General features: G+C 63.2%; 22 protein-coding genes. 1 reads left to right on the forward strand and 21 read right to left on the reverse strand.

Features of this window, described 5'->3' with window-relative positions:
- The 16 genes from WNZ14_RS14245 to WNZ14_RS14320 all read right to left on the reverse strand — a co-directional run bounded on the left by WNZ14_RS14245 (window position 1) and on the right by WNZ14_RS14320 (window position 16,958).
- Entirely contained in the window at window positions 1–906 is a 906-nt protein-coding gene (locus WNZ14_RS14245) for a hypothetical protein (RefSeq protein WP_342869305.1), read from the reverse strand.
- Window positions 899–1,738, reverse strand: coding sequence for an aminoglycoside phosphotransferase family protein (locus WNZ14_RS14250; protein ID WP_342869306.1), 840 nt, complete (start codon window positions 1,736–1,738; stop codon window positions 899–901). Before WNZ14_RS14250 ends, WNZ14_RS14245 begins: the two co-directional genes overlap by 8 nt.
- Window positions 1,739–1,789: 51 nt before the next feature.
- Window positions 1,790–3,079, reverse strand: a complete 1,290-nt coding sequence (locus WNZ14_RS14255; RefSeq protein ID WP_342869307.1) for an Hsp70 family protein — start codon at window positions 3,077–3,079, stop codon at window positions 1,790–1,792.
- Window positions 3,080–3,307: 228 nt separating this feature from the next.
- Entirely contained in the window at window positions 3,308–4,213 is a 906-nt protein-coding gene (locus WNZ14_RS14260) for a phosphotransferase (RefSeq protein WP_342869308.1), read from the reverse strand.
- A gap of 171 nt (window positions 4,214–4,384) precedes the next feature.
- Complete coding sequence (locus WNZ14_RS14265) at window positions 4,385–5,059, reverse strand: D-Ala-D-Ala carboxypeptidase family metallohydrolase (protein ID WP_342869309.1); 675 nt, start codon at window positions 5,057–5,059, stop codon at window positions 4,385–4,387.
- 72 nt (window positions 5,060–5,131) lie between these two features.
- The gene (locus tag WNZ14_RS14270) at window positions 5,132–5,419 is read right to left on the reverse strand and encodes a DUF6127 family protein (protein WP_342869310.1); all 288 of its coding nucleotides are present in this window, start codon (window positions 5,417–5,419) and stop codon (window positions 5,132–5,134) included.
- Window positions 5,420–5,439: 20 nt separating this feature from the next.
- Window positions 5,440–6,516, reverse strand: a complete 1,077-nt coding sequence (locus WNZ14_RS14275; protein ID WP_342869311.1) for a DUF2793 domain-containing protein — start codon at window positions 6,514–6,516, stop codon at window positions 5,440–5,442.
- Window positions 6,517–6,526: 10 nt separating this feature from the next.
- Complete coding sequence (locus WNZ14_RS14280) at window positions 6,527–10,492, reverse strand: glycoside hydrolase/phage tail family protein (protein WP_342869312.1); 3,966 nt, start codon at window positions 10,490–10,492, stop codon at window positions 6,527–6,529.
- A 9-nt stretch (window positions 10,493–10,501) separates the two neighbouring features.
- The gene (locus WNZ14_RS14285) at window positions 10,502–10,936 is read right to left on the reverse strand and encodes an NlpC/P60 family protein (RefSeq protein WP_342869313.1); all 435 of its coding nucleotides are present in this window, start codon (window positions 10,934–10,936) and stop codon (window positions 10,502–10,504) included.
- The gene (locus WNZ14_RS14290; RefSeq protein ID WP_342869314.1) at window positions 10,933–11,817 is read right to left on the reverse strand and encodes a DUF2163 domain-containing protein; all 885 of its coding nucleotides are present in this window, start codon (window positions 11,815–11,817) and stop codon (window positions 10,933–10,935) included. The genes WNZ14_RS14285 and WNZ14_RS14290 overlap by 4 nt, the downstream gene beginning before the upstream one ends.
- On the reverse strand, window positions 11,814–12,440 hold the full coding sequence (locus WNZ14_RS14295) for a DUF2460 domain-containing protein (protein WP_342869315.1): 627 nt from the start codon (window positions 12,438–12,440) through the stop codon (window positions 11,814–11,816). The genes WNZ14_RS14290 and WNZ14_RS14295 overlap by 4 nt, the downstream gene beginning before the upstream one ends.
- Before the next feature lie 61 nt (window positions 12,441–12,501).
- A complete protein-coding gene (locus WNZ14_RS14300; RefSeq protein WP_342869316.1) occupies window positions 12,502–14,919 on the reverse strand; it encodes a phage tail tape measure C-terminal domain-containing protein in 2,418 nt (805 codons plus the stop codon).
- Window positions 14,912–15,097, reverse strand: coding sequence for a hypothetical protein (locus WNZ14_RS14305; RefSeq protein WP_342869317.1), 186 nt, complete (start codon window positions 15,095–15,097; stop codon window positions 14,912–14,914). Before WNZ14_RS14305 ends, WNZ14_RS14300 begins: the two co-directional genes overlap by 8 nt.
- Window positions 15,098–15,138: 41 nt before the next feature.
- A complete protein-coding gene (locus WNZ14_RS14310) occupies window positions 15,139–15,576 on the reverse strand; it encodes a hypothetical protein (RefSeq protein WP_342869318.1) in 438 nt (145 codons plus the stop codon).
- Window positions 15,576–16,514 (reverse strand): phage tail tube protein, encoded by a 939-nt coding sequence (locus WNZ14_RS14315; RefSeq protein ID WP_342869319.1) that lies wholly within the window; start codon window positions 16,512–16,514, stop codon window positions 15,576–15,578. Before WNZ14_RS14315 ends, WNZ14_RS14310 begins: the two co-directional genes overlap by 1 nt.
- 24 nt (window positions 16,515–16,538) lie before the next feature.
- The gene (locus tag WNZ14_RS14320) at window positions 16,539–16,958 is read right to left on the reverse strand and encodes a hypothetical protein (protein ID WP_342869320.1); all 420 of its coding nucleotides are present in this window, start codon (window positions 16,956–16,958) and stop codon (window positions 16,539–16,541) included.
- Window positions 16,959–17,056: 98 nt separating this feature from the next.
- On the opposite strand from WNZ14_RS14320, the gene WNZ14_RS14325 reads away from it, so the two are divergent.
- Window positions 17,057–17,596, forward strand: coding sequence for an NYN domain-containing protein (locus tag WNZ14_RS14325; protein ID WP_342869321.1), 540 nt, complete (start codon window positions 17,057–17,059; stop codon window positions 17,594–17,596).
- Between the two features lie 48 nt (window positions 17,597–17,644).
- Here WNZ14_RS14325 and WNZ14_RS14330 read toward each other — a convergent pair whose 3' ends face one another.
- The 5 genes from WNZ14_RS14330 to WNZ14_RS14350 form a co-directional block, all read right to left on the reverse strand.
- The gene (locus tag WNZ14_RS14330; protein WP_342869322.1) at window positions 17,645–18,274 is read right to left on the reverse strand and encodes a DUF6441 family protein; all 630 of its coding nucleotides are present in this window, start codon (window positions 18,272–18,274) and stop codon (window positions 17,645–17,647) included.
- The gene (locus tag WNZ14_RS14335) at window positions 18,271–18,582 is read right to left on the reverse strand and encodes a hypothetical protein (RefSeq protein WP_342869323.1); all 312 of its coding nucleotides are present in this window, start codon (window positions 18,580–18,582) and stop codon (window positions 18,271–18,273) included. The genes WNZ14_RS14330 and WNZ14_RS14335 overlap by 4 nt, the downstream gene beginning before the upstream one ends.
- Window positions 18,582–18,917 (reverse strand): DUF2190 family protein, encoded by a 336-nt coding sequence (locus WNZ14_RS14340; RefSeq protein ID WP_342869324.1) that lies wholly within the window; start codon window positions 18,915–18,917, stop codon window positions 18,582–18,584. Before WNZ14_RS14340 ends, WNZ14_RS14335 begins: the two co-directional genes overlap by 1 nt.
- Before the next feature lie 75 nt (window positions 18,918–18,992).
- On the reverse strand, window positions 18,993–19,694 hold the full coding sequence (locus tag WNZ14_RS14345; RefSeq protein ID WP_342869325.1) for a hypothetical protein: 702 nt from the start codon (window positions 19,692–19,694) through the stop codon (window positions 18,993–18,995).
- Window positions 19,678–20,103, reverse strand: coding sequence for a DUF6884 domain-containing protein (locus WNZ14_RS14350; protein ID WP_342869326.1), 426 nt, complete (start codon window positions 20,101–20,103; stop codon window positions 19,678–19,680). The genes WNZ14_RS14345 and WNZ14_RS14350 overlap by 17 nt, the downstream gene beginning before the upstream one ends.
- Between the last annotated feature and the right edge of the window lie 15 nt (window positions 20,104–20,118).

A 20,118-nucleotide genomic window follows, 5' to 3' on the forward strand; every position in this document is an offset into this window, starting at 1 on the left:
TCATGGCTCAACGCTAGACTCAAGCGCTGCTAGAAAGGCTGTCATTGCGTCAGAATGACTGCGCAGTGCGTTTTTGCGGACGGCAACTAGATCGGCTGGCCAGCCCTTTCCCAGCCAGTCGATAATTGCAAGTTCGAGACCAAGTGAATTTTCAGGTTGCACAGCCGCAAATAGTAGGTCTTCGCCCCAGTTTTCTCTTTGAATAAATTCAGTCTTCGCCGCGCGATAGACTCTCCCGCCGATTATGCCTGCCAGTTCAATAGCCCCGCCTATCCGGGATGCGTCATCTGGCCAGTATATTGCGATAGCGCGTGATCCCACACGGTTCTCGTCATTGGCATCATCGTCGCGACTAGATGATCCGTCCGGTAAACGCCACTCTACGGATCTGGTGTCGGTTCCTTTATCTGGAAGCCGCCGCCTTGGGCGCAAGCTTTTGTAAAGGTCGTGAAAAACAGAAGCAGCGGCCAACTCCGTACGGTAGACTCTGCTTCGATCTCGCGCTGAAAAAAGATTTGCCGCAAGACGTACCATTCCACGCCGTTCAAGCAATTGCACCGCCGCATCCCGGCAAGCTAGCGCGTGGCAAAACGCCAAGTGGCTGCCTACGTCAAATTGATGAACGTCCCGCATCTGCCGAATGCGAGGGAACCGACGCTGCCGTAGCAAAGGGGGGGGGAAAACGTGCGGGTTGGCAGCAACCGCCACATTAATGTCCGCGATTGCGCGCTCCAGAGCTTCCTTAAGCGACCCGACATGGTCGAGAAAAACAGGTGCCGCCGCAAGTTCATGGGCTTCTAGAAGGTCATCAAATTCCCACGGGTCGGAGAACGGGTCGTCGATAAGCAGATCGTAAAGCGCGGCTTCTTCAGACGGCTGAAATCGAGAGGGAGGAAGATCAGCCATGGCTGAGGATCTCCGTGATAGTTCTGCGCTGAACATCCGCAAAGACCTGATCATTTGGAAAGGATTTCCAGAACCGGAGCGATTGGAGCAGAGCGCATAGATTGATTCCCTCTTCAGATAACACACCGTCGTACGCGGAGCAGATCTCCGAGTAGGCTTCAGGAAAACGCTGCCGTAGGATCGAGTGCTCCCACTCAGGAGGGGCGGTTTGAGCTGCGTCCCAATCTACAATCGCGGTCAACACATCGCCCTCAAAGAGCAAATTCTCCAAGAATATGTCCTTATGGACAACGACAATTCGAGCTGATCGAAACCAGTTTAGCCGCTCTTGAAGGTGTACTCTGGCGCGCTCTGCCAGTGCAAGATCAGCCGGGCCAACGGTCTGCGAAAGTTTTGCGACGAACCGGTCGGCCGAACGGGAAATATAGCGTGGGAGGGAGGGCTCTGAGTCTCCCTCGAATTCGGTCACCCCATCGGGCGCTGGAAGCGCATGCAATTCACTTAGGGCGCTCCCAAGCGCGACAGATCTTCGTAACGATAGTTCGACGACTTTTTCGCCTGGCATCCTCGTTTGGATTGTAACTTGCTGGCCATCTGACAAGGCCACCTCGTCAACTACGCGCGGCAGAAGCGCACGTAGCTTGCTAGACCCCTGTGCGTGCACATAGTCGAGTACGCGGCGCTCCTTAGAGGTTTGGCCTGGATCAGAACGCTTAACTTTGAATACATGCTTTGTGCCGAGAAATACTGAGGAATCGAAGCTTTTTTTCTCCTCTAGCCGTTGCTCGCCATACTCGTGCGCCAACGCGACTACCGAATCGAAAGTTTTCATCCAACGTACCTCCAATACCCCATCCCTAGACCGCCTCGCCGCTCTGTTCAACTATTCGCCAAGCGTGGTCAGTTGACTGCCGTGGCGGGCCAGTCCGTCGACTATCGCCGTGAAAACCGGAGAGTCAACTACAGCCGCTTTCGGCAAAACACGCGCAACTGCCTCCTGAATTGGCCGCATTATGCTAGTGCCTCCCACTGGCACTACATACCCCAATGCTTCTACCTCTATCTCAGCAAGAGCGAATGTTTCGCATAGCGTGCTGATAAGCTTATCCGTAAAGGTGCGGAAAACTACCGCGAGTTTTTCACTTTCTACTCCAATCTTTAAGCCAGGCTCGAATAAAGAGAGATCTATTGCGCTGTTGCCTTTCACTTCGTTCGATTCAATCTTCGTCCGCTCAGCGAGAAAAGCGATTTGATGACCGAGTTGCCACTCGATCACGTGCGATAGTCGTTCAAACAGTGCTGGCTCCACCGCGTCTCTGATAAGACCCCGTACCAGCGTTCGGATCTGTTGATTGTAGAGAAACGGTATCTTCTCCCAAGTTGCGAGATCGGCGAATACGAAATTCGGAGCGGACACAATCCCGGTGCTCATGACCATCCTGATCGGTTGACCGTAACCCATGCAGGGCATGATAAATTCTAAATTTATGGCACGGTCGAAATCGGTTCCGCCCAGGCGGAGGCCATTTGAGGCAATCACTTCGATTCGATTCTCCGCCTTACGGAACACAGAGAAGTCGGAAGTGCCGCCTCCTATGTCGACCACAACCCCAATCCCTCCAACATCGATGTCTTCGGCGACTGATAGCGCCGCGGCCTCGGGCTCGTTAAGAAAAATGACTTCACGGAAACCCGCCATTTTGTAGCAACGCTCTAGATCTGACTTCGCACGTGCATTCTTTTCTGGGTCGTCGTTGTCGAAAAAAACGGGTCTGCCCGCTATGACCCTTTGGAAGTGACGGCCTGATCGCGACTCTGAACGATCCTTTATCACTTTCAGGAAATCAGAAATGATATCGTAGAAGTCACGCTTTCGCCCAACGATCGTACGGCTCTCAGACATGAGCGAAGTGCCTAGAATTCTTTTGAGGGATCGCATGTAGCGTCCCTCGATGCCATCGATCAGTGCTGTATTCGCGGCGAAGCCTACGTCCATCTCCGGTCGCTCAAATGAGAAAAATACTGCACTTGGAATTGTTTCGCTGTCTTTCTCGAGTTGAACTCGGCGGATACAGCCATCTTCTTGGAAAGCGGCCGCCGAGTTCGACGTGCCGAAATCTACAGCAAGCCAGTCTCCCGTGCTGCGGTCTCGAATCCTTGTCTTCTGGTCCACGTAGTCGCCCAATATGATCTACAATAGGTTGCTGCTGTCGGCTGTATCTTTTCAACTCAGCGGGCTCTTGGTCCACCAGGCTCTGATGCGACTCCCAAGTGTTGAATTTGCTTGAGCAATTTGGATCTTGTAAGCACGTGGTCTAGCAATACGCTTCGTGAAGGCCAACGCCCATCTGCATAAGTGTTTCATTATCGGATAGAAAAAATCTAGCGGATCCTGCCGGTGCTAAACAGTCATACTTTTCCTGAGGGCCGTTACCTGTTGAGAAACAAACTGGCCTTGAGCGCGGAACGATTTCCAAAAACGCAAAGCCTGTACTGCCCCGCAAAGCTTCAATAAATTTCTATCATGTTCCGCCCCATAGCAAGAGATGAAATATTCCCAATCATCAGGAAAGCGATTCCAAATTACTGCTAGTTCCCACTCTCTAGGCGCTGTTTGGGCGGCCTCCCAACCATCGACAGTAGATAACTTGCCCGCCTTCCAGTACAATTTATCTTCAAAAATGTCTTTGTGGACGATCACGCTTTCTGTCTTGCTTGATTTGTCATTGCCTGCGGTGCGTTTGATAAATTCAACTGCATCGTCGACCAACCTTCGCGCTTCGTGATCGAGGTCGGGGTAAAGCATCTGTCGATAAACCAATGCCGCTGAAACCACGTAATTGCTAAAGTCGGGCTCTCCGGAGTCTTGAAATCCAGTCTCGTTGACGGTCTTGAAGCGCTTAACTTCGTGAAGTTCGCTGAGAAATCTCCCGAGCTGTTCAATCTCTTCCGGACCAAGTTTTGTCTTCTTCTCTCCCACAGGCAATTCGGAAACATTTACAAATCCGTAAGCGCCAAAAGGTTGGTTCATAATGTGTTTAGGCATTACCGCCAGTACAGAATTTGCTCTACGGTCCGCCAGAATTGCTTGAAGTTCCTTGACCTTTAGGTGGTCCCCCTGAACTAGGGCTTTAATAGCATTCGCCCCAAAAATTCGATAACTGTATTTTCTGCTTTCATAGAGTGCGAATGGTTCTTTCTTTTGAAAGAGTTGATTTCGTCGCTCTACTACCTCACTGCCGTCACCAATTTCAGCTTGGCAAAAGGAGATCATATCTGACACTGTCAACGCCGATACTTCAGCCATAATGAAGTTCCCTACAATTTGTGATGAAGCAACGATATCTTGAGATGCTGATCGAGTCCAATGCCTAGAAGAATTTCTGTTGAAGGTCACCGCAAGTGCGCCTTGGTTCGCCGGTCCAGCAGAAGTGGCACACCACCGAGCCGGAAGCGATCCCGCCAAGAATGCTGGCAATCATCGCCGCTGCCGACGCCAATCATCGAGGCGGGCATAGATCGTGACCGCGATGCCAATGAGCACCACAGCAATGAACACCCAGCGAAGCGTATCCAGATAGGGGACCAGCGGCAGGACGGCGGACTGGGTCTCGGCAAGAACACTCTGCGCGACCTCTGCCCCAGCCGCGCCCAGCGTAGCCACCCCGGCCGCCCCGCCGCCTTTCATGGTCCGGCTTTGCGCAAGGACCTCACGCGCTGGTGGCGTTTCCTCGGCGAAGGCGGTCGCCCGGACCGGAAAGCGTTCGCCCCATTGGCGGGCTGGACCAAGATCGACATGGATAAAGCCCGAGCGCGGATAGAAGCCGAAGCCGAGGAACCCGACCTCCCGTGCCGCGGCCTCGAACGCAACTGGATCATGGTTCGACATGGCAATGTCAAAGGCTGTGCCGTCCATGTGCTTCGAGCGGGTTGCGCCGCCAACCGCGCGATTGTGCTCCGGGCTTCGATAGGCCGAACGGACGATCAGTGGCTTGCCCAGCCGGTCGCGGAGCGCCTGCAGCTTGTCGAGCGGGGGTTCGTTAATCAACAGCTTGCCGGTGCCCCGGCAGGCGATCTCCGCCGGGCTGAAGTTCGGCCAGCGCCAGGTACTCTCGGGCACATCGCGCCAATGGCTGTGGAATGTCGTCATCATGGGGTCCTCCAAAACGAAAAACCCGCCTCGAGGGCGGGTGCGGGTGGGGTGATGAGTGGGGATGGGCCGCGGCTACGGGCCGCCGCCGAAGATCTTCAGTTTGATCGCGATGCCCGCGAGCAGCGCCAGCATGACGCCGGTGCTGATCATGCGGACGGCGGTTTGCATGGCGGTGCGGCGCACCAGCCGGATGCAATCGACGAGCGAGCGCAAATCGCGGATGTCGAGCGCGGCCTCGTCGCCGTCGAGCCCGACATCGGCCAGCGCACGCTTCGCGCCTTCCTCGGCCGCCCGTGTCAGGATCGCCTCGAACTCGGCGTCGGGCATGCGCACGAAGCCCTCGGGCCGGGGTGGTGTCATCGGGATCCTCCTTCCGCCGCTCAGCCGATCTTGCAGCCCCATAAGGACGTGTGATCGGCTGCGAAGTAGCCGTCCGCGACCCGGAAATACCCCTGCAGTTCGACGGTGTCGCCCGCGGTCAACGGCACCATGGTTTGCAGCCAGATCGCGGTGGCGAGCGAGACATGGGTGGCGGAGAATTCGCCGAGGGAGCCGCGGATTTCCGTGGTACCGTTCAGGACGAGCCGGCCGCTCATTCGTGCAGTGGTGCTCGCGTTGACCTTGTAGAGCAGCGTCGCGCCGAAGAGGTAGGTTCCGTCGACCGGCGCCACGAACCGGTTGTTCGCGGCGTCGAACGCCCCCTGATCGTTGTAGTCGGTGTTGTTCAGACCGATCTTCGTCCAGGTTCCGATGCCGACGTAGTTGTCGTAGTTCGTGTAGGCCTTGAAGCGCGGCAGCCGCGGCTGATCGGCGATGCCCGTGGCGTTGTCGACGCTAAGCCCGTCGAAGAAGGTGCTGCCGTCGGCCGAGACAGCGAGCCTGAAGCGGTCCGACCCGAATAGGCCGACCAGCGCTTTGGTCACGAAGCCGGTCTGCAGCGACAGGCCGAGATCGTCGCCCGTGGCCTCCTTGTTCATGGTGTAGAACAGATCGCCGGTGCCGTCCTCGGCGACGGTCTTCGCGGTCCAGAGCGCGGCGTTCAGTTTGGCCGAGAAGGGGTTGGCGGCATCTGCCGTGGTGCCGAGCCCGAGCAGCGCCATGTTCTGCAGCGCGGCCGGGGTGGTGCCGATCCAGCCCGCGCCGTCATAGACCAGCGGCAGGCCCTCGTCCTCGACCCACGCCCGCCAGCCCGTCCGGGGCGGCAGGCGTAGCCAGGCGCCGTCGGTCCAGAGCGCGACGTTCAGGTCGCATCCCGCCCAATCGCCCGTCGCGCCCGTTGCGACGATGTAGCGGTCGCCATCGGCAGGGCTTACGGGCGGGGCCGTCAGGTCGCGATCAAGGACGGAGAGCTGGACGAGCCCGTCGAGGATCCGCAGCGCCTCGTTGTGTGTGACATGCTTCTGGGCCTGCGCCGCAAGAATGTAGGGCAGCAGCAGTTTGGTCGTCGTGTCAGACATGGAATGGCCCTCAGAAGGTAAGCGTGACGGTCTTGGCCGCACCCCGCCCTACAAGGGCGGAGAGCTGGAAGATGCGGATGTTGAGCGTTTCGCCGGGGCCGAGGGCCGCGCCCCAGTCTGCTGTCTGCTGGTCGCCGGTGTAGATCGCGCTGAACGTGGTCGCAGACAGCACTCGCTTCACTGTGACGCCGTCGAAGATCTCGACCTCGTAGGCTTCCAGTTCCTCAGCCATGGGCACCTCGAGTCCGCTCCAGCTGTCGGCGGCGAGCGCGCGGGACCGGCGCGTCCAGCGGATCGTCAGATCGCCGGGCGTGCGCGCCGTGCGCCATGGCTGCGCGACATGGGCGACGGAGAACGGACGCAGCCCAGCGCCCCCGGATGTGAAGGCCGGCGCCACGTAGGTCTCGTCGCTGACCGGGCGGTTCGCCGGGCCGATGCGCCAGTTCCACGGCAACCCGAGATCAGCCTCGGCGATCGGCAGGGACGCCAGTGCAGTGTCCAACACAACGACCCGCGCGCCTGCAGTAGCCGGGTTGCCCATCGCTTCCTCGGTGCCGCGCTGGCCGCGCAGCAGCCGCGTCAGTCGATACCGACCGGGCGCCAGCAATTCCGCCGCACCCGCTTGCACGATCTCCCAGACGCCAGGCGTGGTTTCCACTGCCAACGCGTTCGCCCCGCCGAACAGCGTCAGATCGGTGACGCTTTCCAGGGTGCCGGTCAGCAAGTCGACGACAAGCGCATTGCCGAAATCGAAGCGCGAGGTGGGGCCCGGGTAGAAGTCCGAGACCAGCGCGCCGATCCGGGCGCGACTGCCAAACGTGGTCAGCAGCTCGAAGCCATCGGTCGAGGGGCTGCGGAACACCGCCATCTCGCCGGGCCACGGCACGGCATGCGCCGCGACCAGCGGCCGATGCGCGGGCTGGTCCTCTGTCAGCTGCGGCAGGTCCATCAGCACCGCGTCTGGCGCTCCGAACACGACCGCCCGTGTCAGCGACGCCACGCGGGGATCGCCGGGCGGCAGGTCGCAGGTCGCCCGGTCCTGGCGGACCGCCTCAATGCCGCGCGCCTCGGCGTCGGCGATGGAGACGAGTCGTAAATCGACAAACCGCCCGTCATGCGCGAGCCGGATCGCGTCGGCCGGATCAAGCGCCAGGCGCGACGGTGGTAGACTGAATGCCGCCGTCTCGCGCGCCACCCACGCCTCCATCAACGCACGGCGACAACGACGTTCGGCCTCCTCGGGCGGCACCGCCATCGGGAAGGACTCCGAGGCGATGCGCGTGGTGTCCACGGTGATGCGCCGCGCCTCGACGAGGGCGGCGTCATAATCCTCGTCCGCCCGGGCGACCTGCCACTTCAGCGCCTGCGGCAGTTCCGTCTCCTGACCGCGGGTCAGCTCAAGCACGTCGCCTTCGCGGGCGGCCACCAGATCGTCGGGCGCAAGGGTGGCGACGGACGCCCGGCCGCGCATGATGAAACGAATAACGCCCTCGGTCTCGACCGCGTCGAAGCCGAAGTGGCGCGACAGCGTGGTGATCGACGCGCGCGGACTTTCCAGCGCCGTGATGGCGTAGCCCTCAACCGCGCCCCAGAGCCCTGTGACGTCGATCCGGGACTCGGGCAGCCCGGCGCGCAGACAGAGGTGCCGGACCAGCGCCGCGAGCGACACCGCGCCGAGCCGCCCGGTCAGCCAGTGGCCGAGCCGCCAGTTCGCGCCGTCCGTCCAAACGTCGGTCAGCGCCGGAAAGAACGGATAGGGCCGCGCGTCCCAGGTCCAGGCGGCGCATTCGGGCACATGCACCATCCGGCCGTCGTAGACCGACGACACCGGGTTGTTCGTGGCCTCGCCCCACCAGACATACGTCGCCTCCAGAAAGGCGCGCTGGATGGCGTCGTCGCGCCAGCCCCGCGAGAAATGCGGCGTGAAGCTCTCGGACGACTTCGGGTCGAAGAAGACGTTGGGCTGGTTGGTCCCCCGGTCGATGGCCGGACAGCCCAGCTCGGTAAACCAGATCGGCTTCGACTGCGGCGCCCACGCCGTCGGCGTCCCGCTCTCCACTCCGCCGGGACGGTCATAGTGCGCGTTCAACCACCAGGCGCGCAGATCCTTGTAGCGGAAGATCCACGGCTTGCTGGCGGCTCCATCAGTGATGGGCGTTCGAGCCTGCGCGGAGCGATCTGCCGCGCTGGCGTAGAACCAGTCGAAGCCTTCCCCGCCCGCGATGTTCGCTTGCAGATAGGCCCGGTCGTAGATCGCGGGCCAGCCCTCGGCAGCATCGGAATGATCGAACCCGTCGCGCCAGTCCGAGATCGGCATGTAGTTGTCGATCCCGATGAAATCGAGCTCCGGATCGGCCCAGAGCCGATCGAGGTGGAAGAATACATCGCCCGAGCCGTCGCTCGGCTGATGCCCGAAATACTCCGACCAGTCGGCGGCATAGCCGATCTTCGTCCCGGACCCGAGGATCGAGCGCACATCGGCGAGCAGATCCCGATACGCCTGCACGGCCGGATAGGTGGATGCGCCCGAGCGGATCGTGGTCAGCCCAGGCATCTCGGTCCCGATCAGGAAGGCGTCGACCCCGCCCGCCGCTGCGCAGAGATGGGCGTAGTGCAGCACCATCCGGCGTAGGCCCCAGTCGGTTGGTGATCCGGTCCAGCTGACGCTCTCACCCGAGACGCTGAAACTGCCCGGCGTGGCCGCGCCGAACAGCGCCGACACCTGCGTGGCTACCGTGGCGGTCTTGTCTACCGTTCCTGCGTAACCCGCAGCGGGCGAACAGGTGATCCGCCCCCGCCAGGGAAAGGCGGGCTGGCCCGTCCCGGCGGCGTTGTCGGAATACGGGTTCGGCAGGCTGTTGCCGGGCGGCACGTCCATCAGGATGAACGGATAGAAGGTCACGCGCAGACCGCGCGCCTTCATCTCCTGGATCGCCTGGACCACGGCGAAATCGGCAGGTGTGCCGCCATAGACCGGCCGGTCCTCGGCGTCACGGCTGACGAGGAAGGCGTTTGTGCGGCTCACGCCATTGACCGACCAGCTGAGGGGAGTGGTGGCCTTTGCGGAGACCTCCACGCCGGGTCGCACCTTGCAGGATCCCGCGCGCAGATCGTCGCCGAACCAGGCGACGACAAGGCTGACGCTCTCGACCGCAGGCGCCATCGCCTGCAGCCGGTCGAGCGCCTCCACCATGTCGGTGGAGTCGGCCAGCGCGTTCAGGTTCTCCGCCTGCGTCGCGCCGCCATCCGTCTTGCGGATGGCCTGCGTCGCGTAGGTGAACTCACCCGAGGCCGGGATCATGGTGACGGCGCGGGTCAGCCCCTCGGCGGTGTCGGGGTCGGCGAGCGGGCGGAACACCTCGAAGGAGAGCTGCGGCAGCCGGTTGCCATAGTTGGAGAGCGGCAGTTCCTCGATGACGACATAGGCGGTGCCGCGATAGGCCGGGATATTGGCGGCACCCATCTTCGCGGCGATGAACGGGTCAGGAGCCTGCGCCTCGTCGCCCGGGTACCAGCGCCAGGTGACGCCGGAGAGGTCCATCGGCTTGCCGTCGGCCCAGATGCGACCGATCCCGGTGATCGGGCCTTCGCAGAGTGCTACGGCGAAGGAGGCGTAGTAGAGATACTCGGTCGTCATGACCTTGCCGCCGCCGCCACCCTTGCCGCCGCCCTCCGTTGTGGTCTTCGTCTCCTCGCGGAAATCTGTCGCCCAGATGATGTTGCCGCCCATCCGCATGCGGCCATAAAGCCGCGGGATCACCGCGCCTTCGGTGGCGGATGTGATGCGCAGCGTGTCGAGCCGCGCGCCCTCAATGCGCTGCGTCGGCGCCAGCGACGAGATGATCCAGCTGTCGACCACCGAGCCGATGGTGGAGCCGATGAAGCCGCCGATGGTCGCGGCGCTGACGCCGAGGATCGCGCCGCCGAAGCTGCCGCCAATGGCGGCGCCGGCCGCGCCGAGAACGAGGGTGGCCATGTCGGGGTCTCAGCGTTGCGGGAACAGGAATGCGAAGGCGATGCGCCGTCGCCAGCTTTGGGTGAGCGGCTCCTCGATCACGCCGAGCCGCTCGTAGGCGTGGAGGAAGGCGCCAGGGCCGGTCAGGATCCCGACATGCTTGGCGATGGCGCGGGGCTTCATGCGGAAGAGCACCAGCGCGCCGGGTCCGGCGTCGAACGAGGCAATCTCGGTCATCATGCGCCGCGCGCCGTCGGCAAGCACTTCGCGAGGTCCGGTCTCGCCCCAGTCGCGGCTATAAGGCGGAATCGGGAACGGCTCGGGGCCGACAATTTCGCGCCAGACCCCGCGCGCCAGCCCGAGGCAGTCGCAGCCGACACCGCGCAGGCTGGCCTGGTCGTGGTACGGCGTGCCCAGCCAAGCGCGCGCGATGGCAATGACGCGATCGGAGTCGGCGGACGTCACAGCACGGACCCCTCGTGGCCACCTTCCTTTGTGGCATAGCGCAGCACCGCGTCCTGACCGGGGATGTGCGGGAAGCCGCGGAAGTTGGCGGTATTCGCGAACTTGGCGCCGCAGGTCTCGATACGCTTGTCGCAGCCTGCACGGATGGTGAAAGCATCGCTCTCGGCGATGCCGCGTACCGGCGCTTCCAGCAGCGTCAGCACAGCGATGCCGTCGGTGACGTCGTGGCCCAGCACCTCGGCGCGCCGCCCCGTGTTAGTCCCGGTCGTCCATTCCAGAGTGCCAAAGGTGAACCAGCCGGAGGTGAAACCCCCGAGACCCGAAGCGGTGAAGGCCCGGTCGCGCAGCAGGTCAATGACAACGCCAGCGCCCTTGTAGGCGGGATCCTCCAGATCGACCCCGCAGCGGGCATCGCCGAGAGCCGCGTCGCAGGTCGCCTGAAAGGTTCGCCCCACCGTCTGGCCAAGGACATGAGCCAGCGAGCGCACCTCGGCGACGAACGCCAGCCGCCCGCGTCGGATCTGGCCGATGGCGCCGCGCCGCATCAACACACGTTGGCCGGTGTCGGCCCAGTTCACCCGCCAGACCTCGACCTCTGCATTGTCCCAGCGGCCGTCGAGAATGTCGGTCTCGGTGATCCGGTCAGACGTGAGCACACCCTCGGCATCCTGCGCATCGACGGAGAGGTCGGTCCCTGAGCGGACTTCGGACGCCGTCAGCCCGCTCTCCGGCTCGAAGACGGTGCCGTCGAAGGTGAGCGTCTGGTCGTGGTCGGTGAAGCCAAAGGTCACGCCGTCCGCACGGCTGATGCGCCAGCACCAGGCGAGGGTCGTCGTGCCGTCGTCGAGATGAGCCTGAAGGGCAGGGGAGAGGGACTTCATCGGCGCAGTTCCAGAAGAGGAATGGAGGTGATCGAGCCGAGCCGCTCGAGGTCGAGCGTCACGTCAAGCACATCGGTGTCGAAGCGGACTGGCACGTCGAATTCGAAGCCTGCAGTGATGGCGACACCAGAGCCTGGTGCAGCGTCGAAGGTGACGACACCGGTCGTGGTGTCGACCGTCCAGCCGGAGAGCTGCTCCACTCCGCCGAGCGCGATGCGCACGGTCCCCGCGACCGGCTTAGCGATGGCGCGCGTCCAGGATTGCGCGCCCGAGGCGTAGTGCTTCACCAGTTGGAAGGCGGTCGTCGCGCCGTCGCCGTTGCCGATTGCCTGATCGGTTGGCGACGGCGTGCCCGAAGGCAGGCGGGACTTGTGGTCGCCCCAGTCCTTGAACCGGAAGCCGTGCAGCCGCCCATTCCGCGCCTCGAAGAAGGCGACCACCGCCGCCAGATCGTCGGCTCGGCGGATGCCGTAAGCGACATCGTAACGGCGGCGCGAATTCGCCCAGCTGGCGTTGCGTTCCTCGTCGCCCGAGGCGAGCTCGACGATCTGCGTGCGCCGTTCTGGCCCGCCGCGCGCGCCCCGGCTGATATCGTCGGGAAACCTGACCTCGTGAAACGCCATCAAGTCTCTCCATGGTTCGTGCTCTGGCCCCCGCAACCGGTCCCCACTTGCGGGGTCGCACTCACAAGCCCCTCCGCCCAAGCGACACGGCGCGTGCAATGTCGGCCGCGACCTGTGTGCGGGATTGCCGGAAGCTCTCGGCGTCGCGGGCCATGATGGTGACGTTCACTCCGCCAAACGTTCCGTAGCTCTGCGCCTCACGACGCGACAGCACGCGCTCGCCGCGCTGCAAGATCGCCGGGACCTCGTCGTGGCGAAGACCGGCCATGCCGCCGCCATGCATCCGGGGCGCGGCTGCGAAGGCCATGGCCGGGACCATCCTTGACGGACCAGCGGACCCGACCATCCCGCCCGCATGCAGGACGTTGGCGAAGATGCCGCCCGCGCCGCCAAGCGCGCCGGACAGTGCGTTGGCGATCGGCCCGAATATGAACCGCCGCGCCGCGAGCTTCGCGAGATCGGCGAGCAGCGAGGTGACGAGGTCGCGGAAGTTCAGCTTGCCGGTCTTCACGAACTCACCGACCGCGTTCTCCGCCGACTGGAAGGCGCTCACGAGGCTCTGGCCGATATCGCCGCCGATCTCGCGGGCCTTGCTGGCGTAGTCGGAGAGTGCCGTGGTGACCGCCTGCCAGCCGGTGACGGCCGCCTCGGCGTCGGGCTTGGCTGCAGCGGCAGCAGCCCCGGCTGCAGTTCCGGCACCGGTGGCGGCGCGTCCGGCTTCACCAAGGGCTGTCTCGAACCGCTCAGCCGCGTCGGTCGCCTCGGTCAGTGCGTCCGCGCCATGTTCATCGCTGCCGCGTACCGCGTCGCGCAATGCCTGCCAACTAGCGAGTGGCGCACGCGCGCCCTCGGCCAGATCGCGCGCGGCACCACGATATGTGTTGGCCGTGGCAAGCGCAGAATTGGCCGCCTCGGTGAGCCCGAGATCGGGTGCGGTGAGCGGGTTGTCTTCGAATGCTCGGTCAAGGGCAGTCTGAGCAGCGGTGGTCGCGGCCGTCGCGGCACCCTCGAAACGGTTCTCGATCTGACCCAACTCCAGATCGGGGATGATCGAGATGCGCCGCTCGGATCCGAGTGCTTCCAGCCCTTGGTTGATCCCGCCGAAGAAGCCGTTGATGCGCGAGACCACGCCGTTCAGCATCGCCTCGACGCCATCGACTAGACTGTTCGCCGCCTGAAACGCCAGATCGCCGATGGCGGCTGGCAGCAGGCCCCAGATCGCCTTGATCGCCTCGTATGCGCCTTCGAACGTGTTCGCGGCTGTATTGCCGAAACCGACGACGTTCTCGATGGCGCTCTGCATTCCAGATGCTGCATCGGCCTTCAGGTCGAAAAACATCGCAGTGGCGGCCGCGCCCGCTGCAACAGCCCCCATCTTGATCCGATCCCAAACCTCGACGGCGAGGTCCTTCAGGAGGGACATTGCCTCGCCGAAGCCGCCCGCGCCGGAGACGAGGCGGGTGAACTGATAGACGAGTTCGCCCGCGCCGACGATCAGCGCGCCGATGCCGGTGCGGATCAGCGCGCCGCGCAGGAGGACCAGCGCGGTGGCGAGGCCGCGTACCGAAAGCGCCGCGGCGGCCATGCCGGCGACCCAGCGGCCAGCGAGGAAGGCAGCGAAGGTGGCGGCATAGGTGGTCAGGCGGCCGATGTTGTCGAAGAGACCGCGGATCGCGATGCCGAGCGGCCCGGTTCGGCTGGCGACCACCGCCATGGCGTTGGCGACGGCTTCCAGCGCGGGGGCTGCGGCGACGGCCAGCTGGTTCGACAGCCCGCGCCAGATCAGCCCGAGCCGGGAGATCGCGTCGTTCGTCCGCTCAATCTGGTCGGCATCCTGCTCCGAGACGACGACACCGAAGGCGAGGACGTCCTCGGTCGCCTGGCGCAGCGTCGCCGTGTCGATCCGGCTAATCGCGATGGAGCCTTCCTCGCCGAAGAGCTGGCCTGCCACGGCGGCACGTTCGGCGGCGGGTACGAAGTTTTCGATGGCGGCGTTGATCGCCCCGACGCGCTGATCCAGCGGCAGCGCGATCAGGTCGGTGGCTGAGAGCCCGAGCCGGTCGAGCGCGTCGGCGGCGGGACCGGTCCCGGCAGCGGCCTGGCTGAGGCGGCGTGTCAGATCCTTTGTCGCCTGTTCGATGCCGGACATCGACACGCCCGCCAGCTCGCCCGCGCGCTCGAGCGTCTGGATCGAGGCGACTGTGGTGCCGAGCGACTGGGCAAGCTTGGCATGCGCATCGACGGTTTGAAGCCCCGAGCGGACCATGGCCACGCCAGCAGCCGCAGCGGCGGCAACCGCAGCAGCCGCCGCGATCCGTACGCGCCGCGAGAATGCCGCCAGCCGCGTGTTCGCTGCCTCCATCTCCCGGCTGAGCCGTCCGACCCCCCGAGCACCAGCTTCGCCGACACCTTCCAACTCGGCGCGCACCTGGCGTCCCCCGACCGCGGCAAGCCGGACAGAAACGCGCTTTTCAGCCATTGGAATGATCCATCTGTTCGTTGAGTTTGGCCACCATCACCGCCTCGATCACGGGCAGCAGTTCGGCCATGGCGAGGGGCGGCACGCCAAGCGCGTCACCGAGCGCGAGCGCCGCCGACATGTCCCAGCCGATCACCGCGCCGGGGAGCACGCGTAGCTGCCCGCCGAGACGGCCCACCAGGTCCCAGACCTGCCAACCCTCCGGAGTTTCCGGACGGTTCAGCCGCGCCGGGCAGTCCGGGCAGGCTTTCGGGCAGGCCTGGCAGTATCGCTCACCCCCGCCGAAGGACCATTCGGCGAGAGCGCGGAGGCGTTTTTTTCCTGCTCCAGCAGCAGCCCCTTCGAGACGTAGGTCAGCTGGAAGGCCTCGAAGATGGGCCAGACGTCGAGCAGCGCGTCGATGGCCTTCGGGCTCGGTTCGATGGTATTGCCGTCAGCATCGCCAATACCCTCCCAACCCAGAACGGCACGACGTGCCAGCGCCTTGGCGAAAGCAACAGCGCGTTCTTCGTCTGAAGCGTCCTCGGGGACCGCCTCGACGGCGGGATCGCTGCGCGTCGCCACCATCAACACGGTGGTCAGCGGGCGCAGCTGCGCCCGCACCCCAGGCGCGAGGTCATGCCAGCGTGGGGCATTTGTCAGATCGAGCGTCAGCATCAGTATACCTCGATATCGTTGATCAGCGTTGCGGTGCACATCCGTCCGACCAAGCTGTCGCGCGCGGCCTGCCAGTCGAAGGTGGCCTGCACGCCCTGCGGTCCGGAGATCTCGATCCGTGGGCGGGGCAGGTAGACGGCGTGCACGGTGAAGGTGAAGCTCTCGCCGGAGGGGAGGGCGTAGTCGAACTCCAGCTCGCAGGCTTCGCCATTGATCGCCTGCGTCACCAGCGTCTGGTCGGCGAAACGCACTTCGATCCGGCCGGTCAGTGCCGCGATGGACGGGTCCGCGCCGTCGATGCGGCCGTCCGAGCGGATGGTCTCGATCCGGTCGAGGTTGTTTGCGTAGGTGATCTCGGCCGAGACCACATTGCCGAGTGCGGTCCCATTCCGGGTGATCGCCCCGTTGAAATGACCGAAGCGCTGCAATTCGAGAGCGGCAGGCGTGCCTGCGCTGGTGGTCGTGCCGACCGTCTCGCCCTGCGCCACCAGCCGCGCCGTTGCGGTCAGCAGGCCCGAGCGCTGCATCTGCCAGGTCATCTGGTCGAGGACGCATCCTGAATACATCGCAAAGCGCGGCACCTCTGGCATGCCGGTCTCGATGGACATGCTGGGCAGCGTCCAGGACCCCGACTGATACTCATGCGTCCAGGGGCCTGTGCCGGTGGTGGTCGGGTCACCAAACGCCGCCTTCAGCCAGAACCCGAAGGCCTCGGCATCGAGCGGCACGACCACATCGCCGTCTGCCGTCACCGCATCCTTGATCGGTGCCAGTGGATCCCGGCCGTAGCCCAGCAGTTCGGAGTTCAGTAGCGGCTGCTCCGCACCAAGAGAGGTGCTGGCGAAGGGCATGCGGGTGAAGCCGCTGGCAGGCGGCGTTCCATAGGTCGTCTCGAACGCAAGCGCCATCAGCGCCCGCGCCCCTTGGGCTCGTGCCATGGTGTTCTCCTCGGGTTGTCGGGATCAGCCGAGCGGGTCGGCCGTGGAATAGTGGAGCACCACCGGGATCACGGCAGCCTTCAGGCTGGCCGCGCCCTCGATGGGCAGGTCTACGGGGCGGGGCGCCTCCGCCTCGACCCAGTCGCAGAGACCGCCAAGCGTGCGGTCGGCGGCGAGTGCTGCGCCGACGCTGGCGGTCAGCGTGTCGAAGGCGGCCTCACGGTCGGCGCCTTGCACAACCGCCTCGATCTCCGCGCGGTGCTGGTAATGGTAGGCGAGCGGCGACAGCGTGACTTCCGGCTCACCGGGTTCGCCATCGCGCAGGATCAGCAAGCCCTCGGGCGGCACCCGTTCGGGCAGGACGTCGCCGCGCAGGGCGGTGGCGGGCAGCGCCTGCAGCAGGGTGTTCAGAGCGGAGAGGATGGTTTCGCGAAGGGTGGGCATTCAAGGTGCCTTCAGTTATTGATCGAAGGACGGGCTTCAGAGAAGTCGCCCAATCTTGTTGCTCTTAGTTAACGAGCACGACCGGAGGAAGTTTTCAGATGGCTGACTGGATTTATGTAGATAACTCAAACGTTTTCATTGAGGGCCAGCGTGTCAGTGCCGTGCAACAGGGTATGGCACTGGACATCTATGATGCGATGACCAACAGGATCATCGACACCGGCTACCGTATCAGCTTCGGTAAACTGTATCAGTTTATCGCGGGAACCGACCGAAAGGAGACCGCGCGCGCTATGCTTTTCGGATCTAGGCCGCCGCAAAACGACGCTATCTGGGACGTCGCAAAGCGCGCCGGATTCGAAGTGATCACTCATGACAGAAACGCAGCCAACAAGGAGAAGAAGATCGATACGGGAATTGTGACCGAGATGACGCGAGATGCGTATCGCAATTCAGCACCCGGCGACGTCTTTACCATCGTCTCTGGAGACTCCGATTACGTTCCGACGGTCGAGACTTTGATCAAGGATGGATTTCAGGTTGATGTTGTTTTCTGGGATCACGCAGCGCGGGAACTCCGTGAGGCCTGTTCCAACTTTATTTCTCTGAATCCGCACATGAACACCCTGACGCCCTGAACTTCGCTGTGGTTTGGTCGCTGGCATTTAGGCGCAGAACTTCGGTTCTCATACACGCACCTCCACCCAATTCGCCACGATCAACCCCGGCACACCGTCCACCGCTCGCTCGGCATCCCGCGCGAGGTCTAACCGCTTCGGCAGCTTCACCTGCGGTACCAGAAAGAAAATCGGCGCGGTGACCTTTCCGCGTCCGGTCTTCGAACGCGACACCACCGCCTGGCCTTTCGTATTCAGCCGCCCCTCCGCCACCAGCAGGCTCGGGCCCGTCCGGCGATAAACGAACCGTAGGCGCAGGCCACGTCGCCGCTCCCATTCGCCGGGGGTGATCCGGCCGCCGCGTGTGGATTTGCCTGCGGCAGGCAGCGGGATCGCCAGCCAGAACCCATCCTTCGAGCGGATCAGCGGACCGGTGTCATGGGCACCCACGATCACCGGGGCCTTGGACCAGACCAACGCTGCGGCATCGAGACTTTCACCAGACTTGGGGAAATTCTGGCTGCGGATCGAGTTGGCGAGCCGTCGTCCGAGCCCCGCGCCAGTGATCTGCGTGCGCCAGGCAGTCTTGAGTCCGGTCCCGGCTTCGCGCATGGCGGCGGTCACCGCGCGTTCGCCTGCAGCCACTTCCGCTGCCATCATAGCCACGATGTCTGGATCGATGTCGAGCTTGAGCTTCACGCAGGCCTCAGATCCACGGTCCAGACCAGCCGCTCGCGGTCGCGGACGGGCTCGCCCTGAATGAGGAAGGCATCATCATCGATCTCGATGCGGTCGCCGGGGCGCGGGGCCGGAACCTCCGTGACGCGCAGGTCGATCCGGGTGGTCTCGGACCAGAGCCGCGCGTCGCCGAAGTCGGCAATCGCGTCGGCTCGCCGGGCGACGACGCGCAACAGCACGGGCGCGCCACCGGTAGCGGTGTAGACCGCGTCCCGGCCGATGTTCGTATCAGCGAAAAGCAGGTCCACGGCAGCGGCAAATACCGACATCAGAAACTGCCGTTCAGGCGCACCCGGCCGATAACATCGCCAGCACCGCCAGCAACAGCTTCGATGGCCACGCCGATCAGCGTATTCGCCGTGGCGGTCTTGGTGGCTTCCTTGTTGGTGTTGTCCCAATAGACCTTGTCGCCTGCCGACCAGGCTTGGGACGCGACCTTCTTCAGGTCGAAGATGCCGACGAGCGCCGCCTCGACCGTCTCGGCATTGGCGGCATCCCCTGCGGCCACGCCGAAGATCGAGCCGACGAGTAGGCCGTCGCCAGAGGTGACGGCATAAGGTGCAGTCAGGGTGATGGTGTTGCCGGGCTGGACGTAGGTTTTCATCGGGTTGATCCTTTCAGAAAAGAAAAAGGGCGGCCTGGTGGCCGCCCCTCGGGAGTTGTGCGTTCTTGTTTAGGGTCAGGTCGAAGGTGTCTGCCGCACCAAGTCCTCCAGCAATCCAAGGAAGGCCGGATCATATTCCTCATCGACGTGATTATTGTTCCAAAGCCCGGATCTACGCACCCGATCCCGACCGCTGGATTGGCCCAGCCAATTGGAACTTGGTTGATCTGGTGTTGCGTCGCGGTAGTTGCTGAGCAATGCGATGGCATTCCGCTCAATGATGCAGCGAGCACTTTCCGGACCGGAAGCGTCCGGCACCGAAACGAACAACAACTTCATGGCCCCGATGTATTGGCTCACCAAAGCCTCGTGCTGCCGTTCGTTGGCCCTGATTTCTCGCGTTGCAGAGGACTTTCTCCCCCAGCTCTCAATTTGCAGTGCGGGATCGCGGGTCATCATCGCTTCCCCAGACAGAAGCCGAAATATCGAACCCCGGTGATTGCCACCGCGAGGATTGGTCGTGCCCCGGTGCTGGCTGATCCGTTTCCACAGTGTCGTCCGGGATTGCGAGATCAAGGCATGGGTGCCGACCCGCACGACCCGGGATGCCGACGGATTGCGGCCACGCGTCTCTCCTGGTTCGAAGAAGAAATAGACGCCGCGTTCAGGCCAGTTCATGCGCCCGTGACATTGTCCCAGAAGCCGCAGCCCGCCGACCCGGCTCTCAAGTTCGGCCAGCAGGCCATAAAATGTATCGAGATCAGAGCGTCTTTGCATTGTCCATCCAGTTCAACTGCCGTCCAATCGTCAGTCCTTCCATGGGCACTGTGACAGTGGGAAAGTGCACTCGAAGATAGGGCATCAGGTACTCACGGTAGCGGTTTCCCGCCAAAACGATGATTTCATCAGCCTCTGGGAGTTCCGCATCCATCTGGAGTTGGACCCGCTCTGCCCAAGCCCGTCTCTCAGCAGTCGGCATGGTGTTCAGCGTCTTGTCATAAGGTCCGATTGTTTTGTCGGGAGCAAGCAGTCCGTGTTCTGCTGAAAGGATGAACCAGGGCGCACCAGTAGCCTCCACCAGTCGGCGTGCCTTGATAAACCACGCCGACGTATAAAGATCGGCTGCCCGGTGCAGCCCAGCCTTCTTTCCAGCCACGCAGCATACAAGAAACGCCCGTTTCAACATCGCCAATCACTCCAT

Origin of the sequence: Hoeflea sp. AS60 (genome assembly GCF_038900115.1) — a bacterium.
Lineage (GTDB): Bacteria > Pseudomonadota > Alphaproteobacteria > Rhizobiales > Rhizobiaceae > Hoeflea.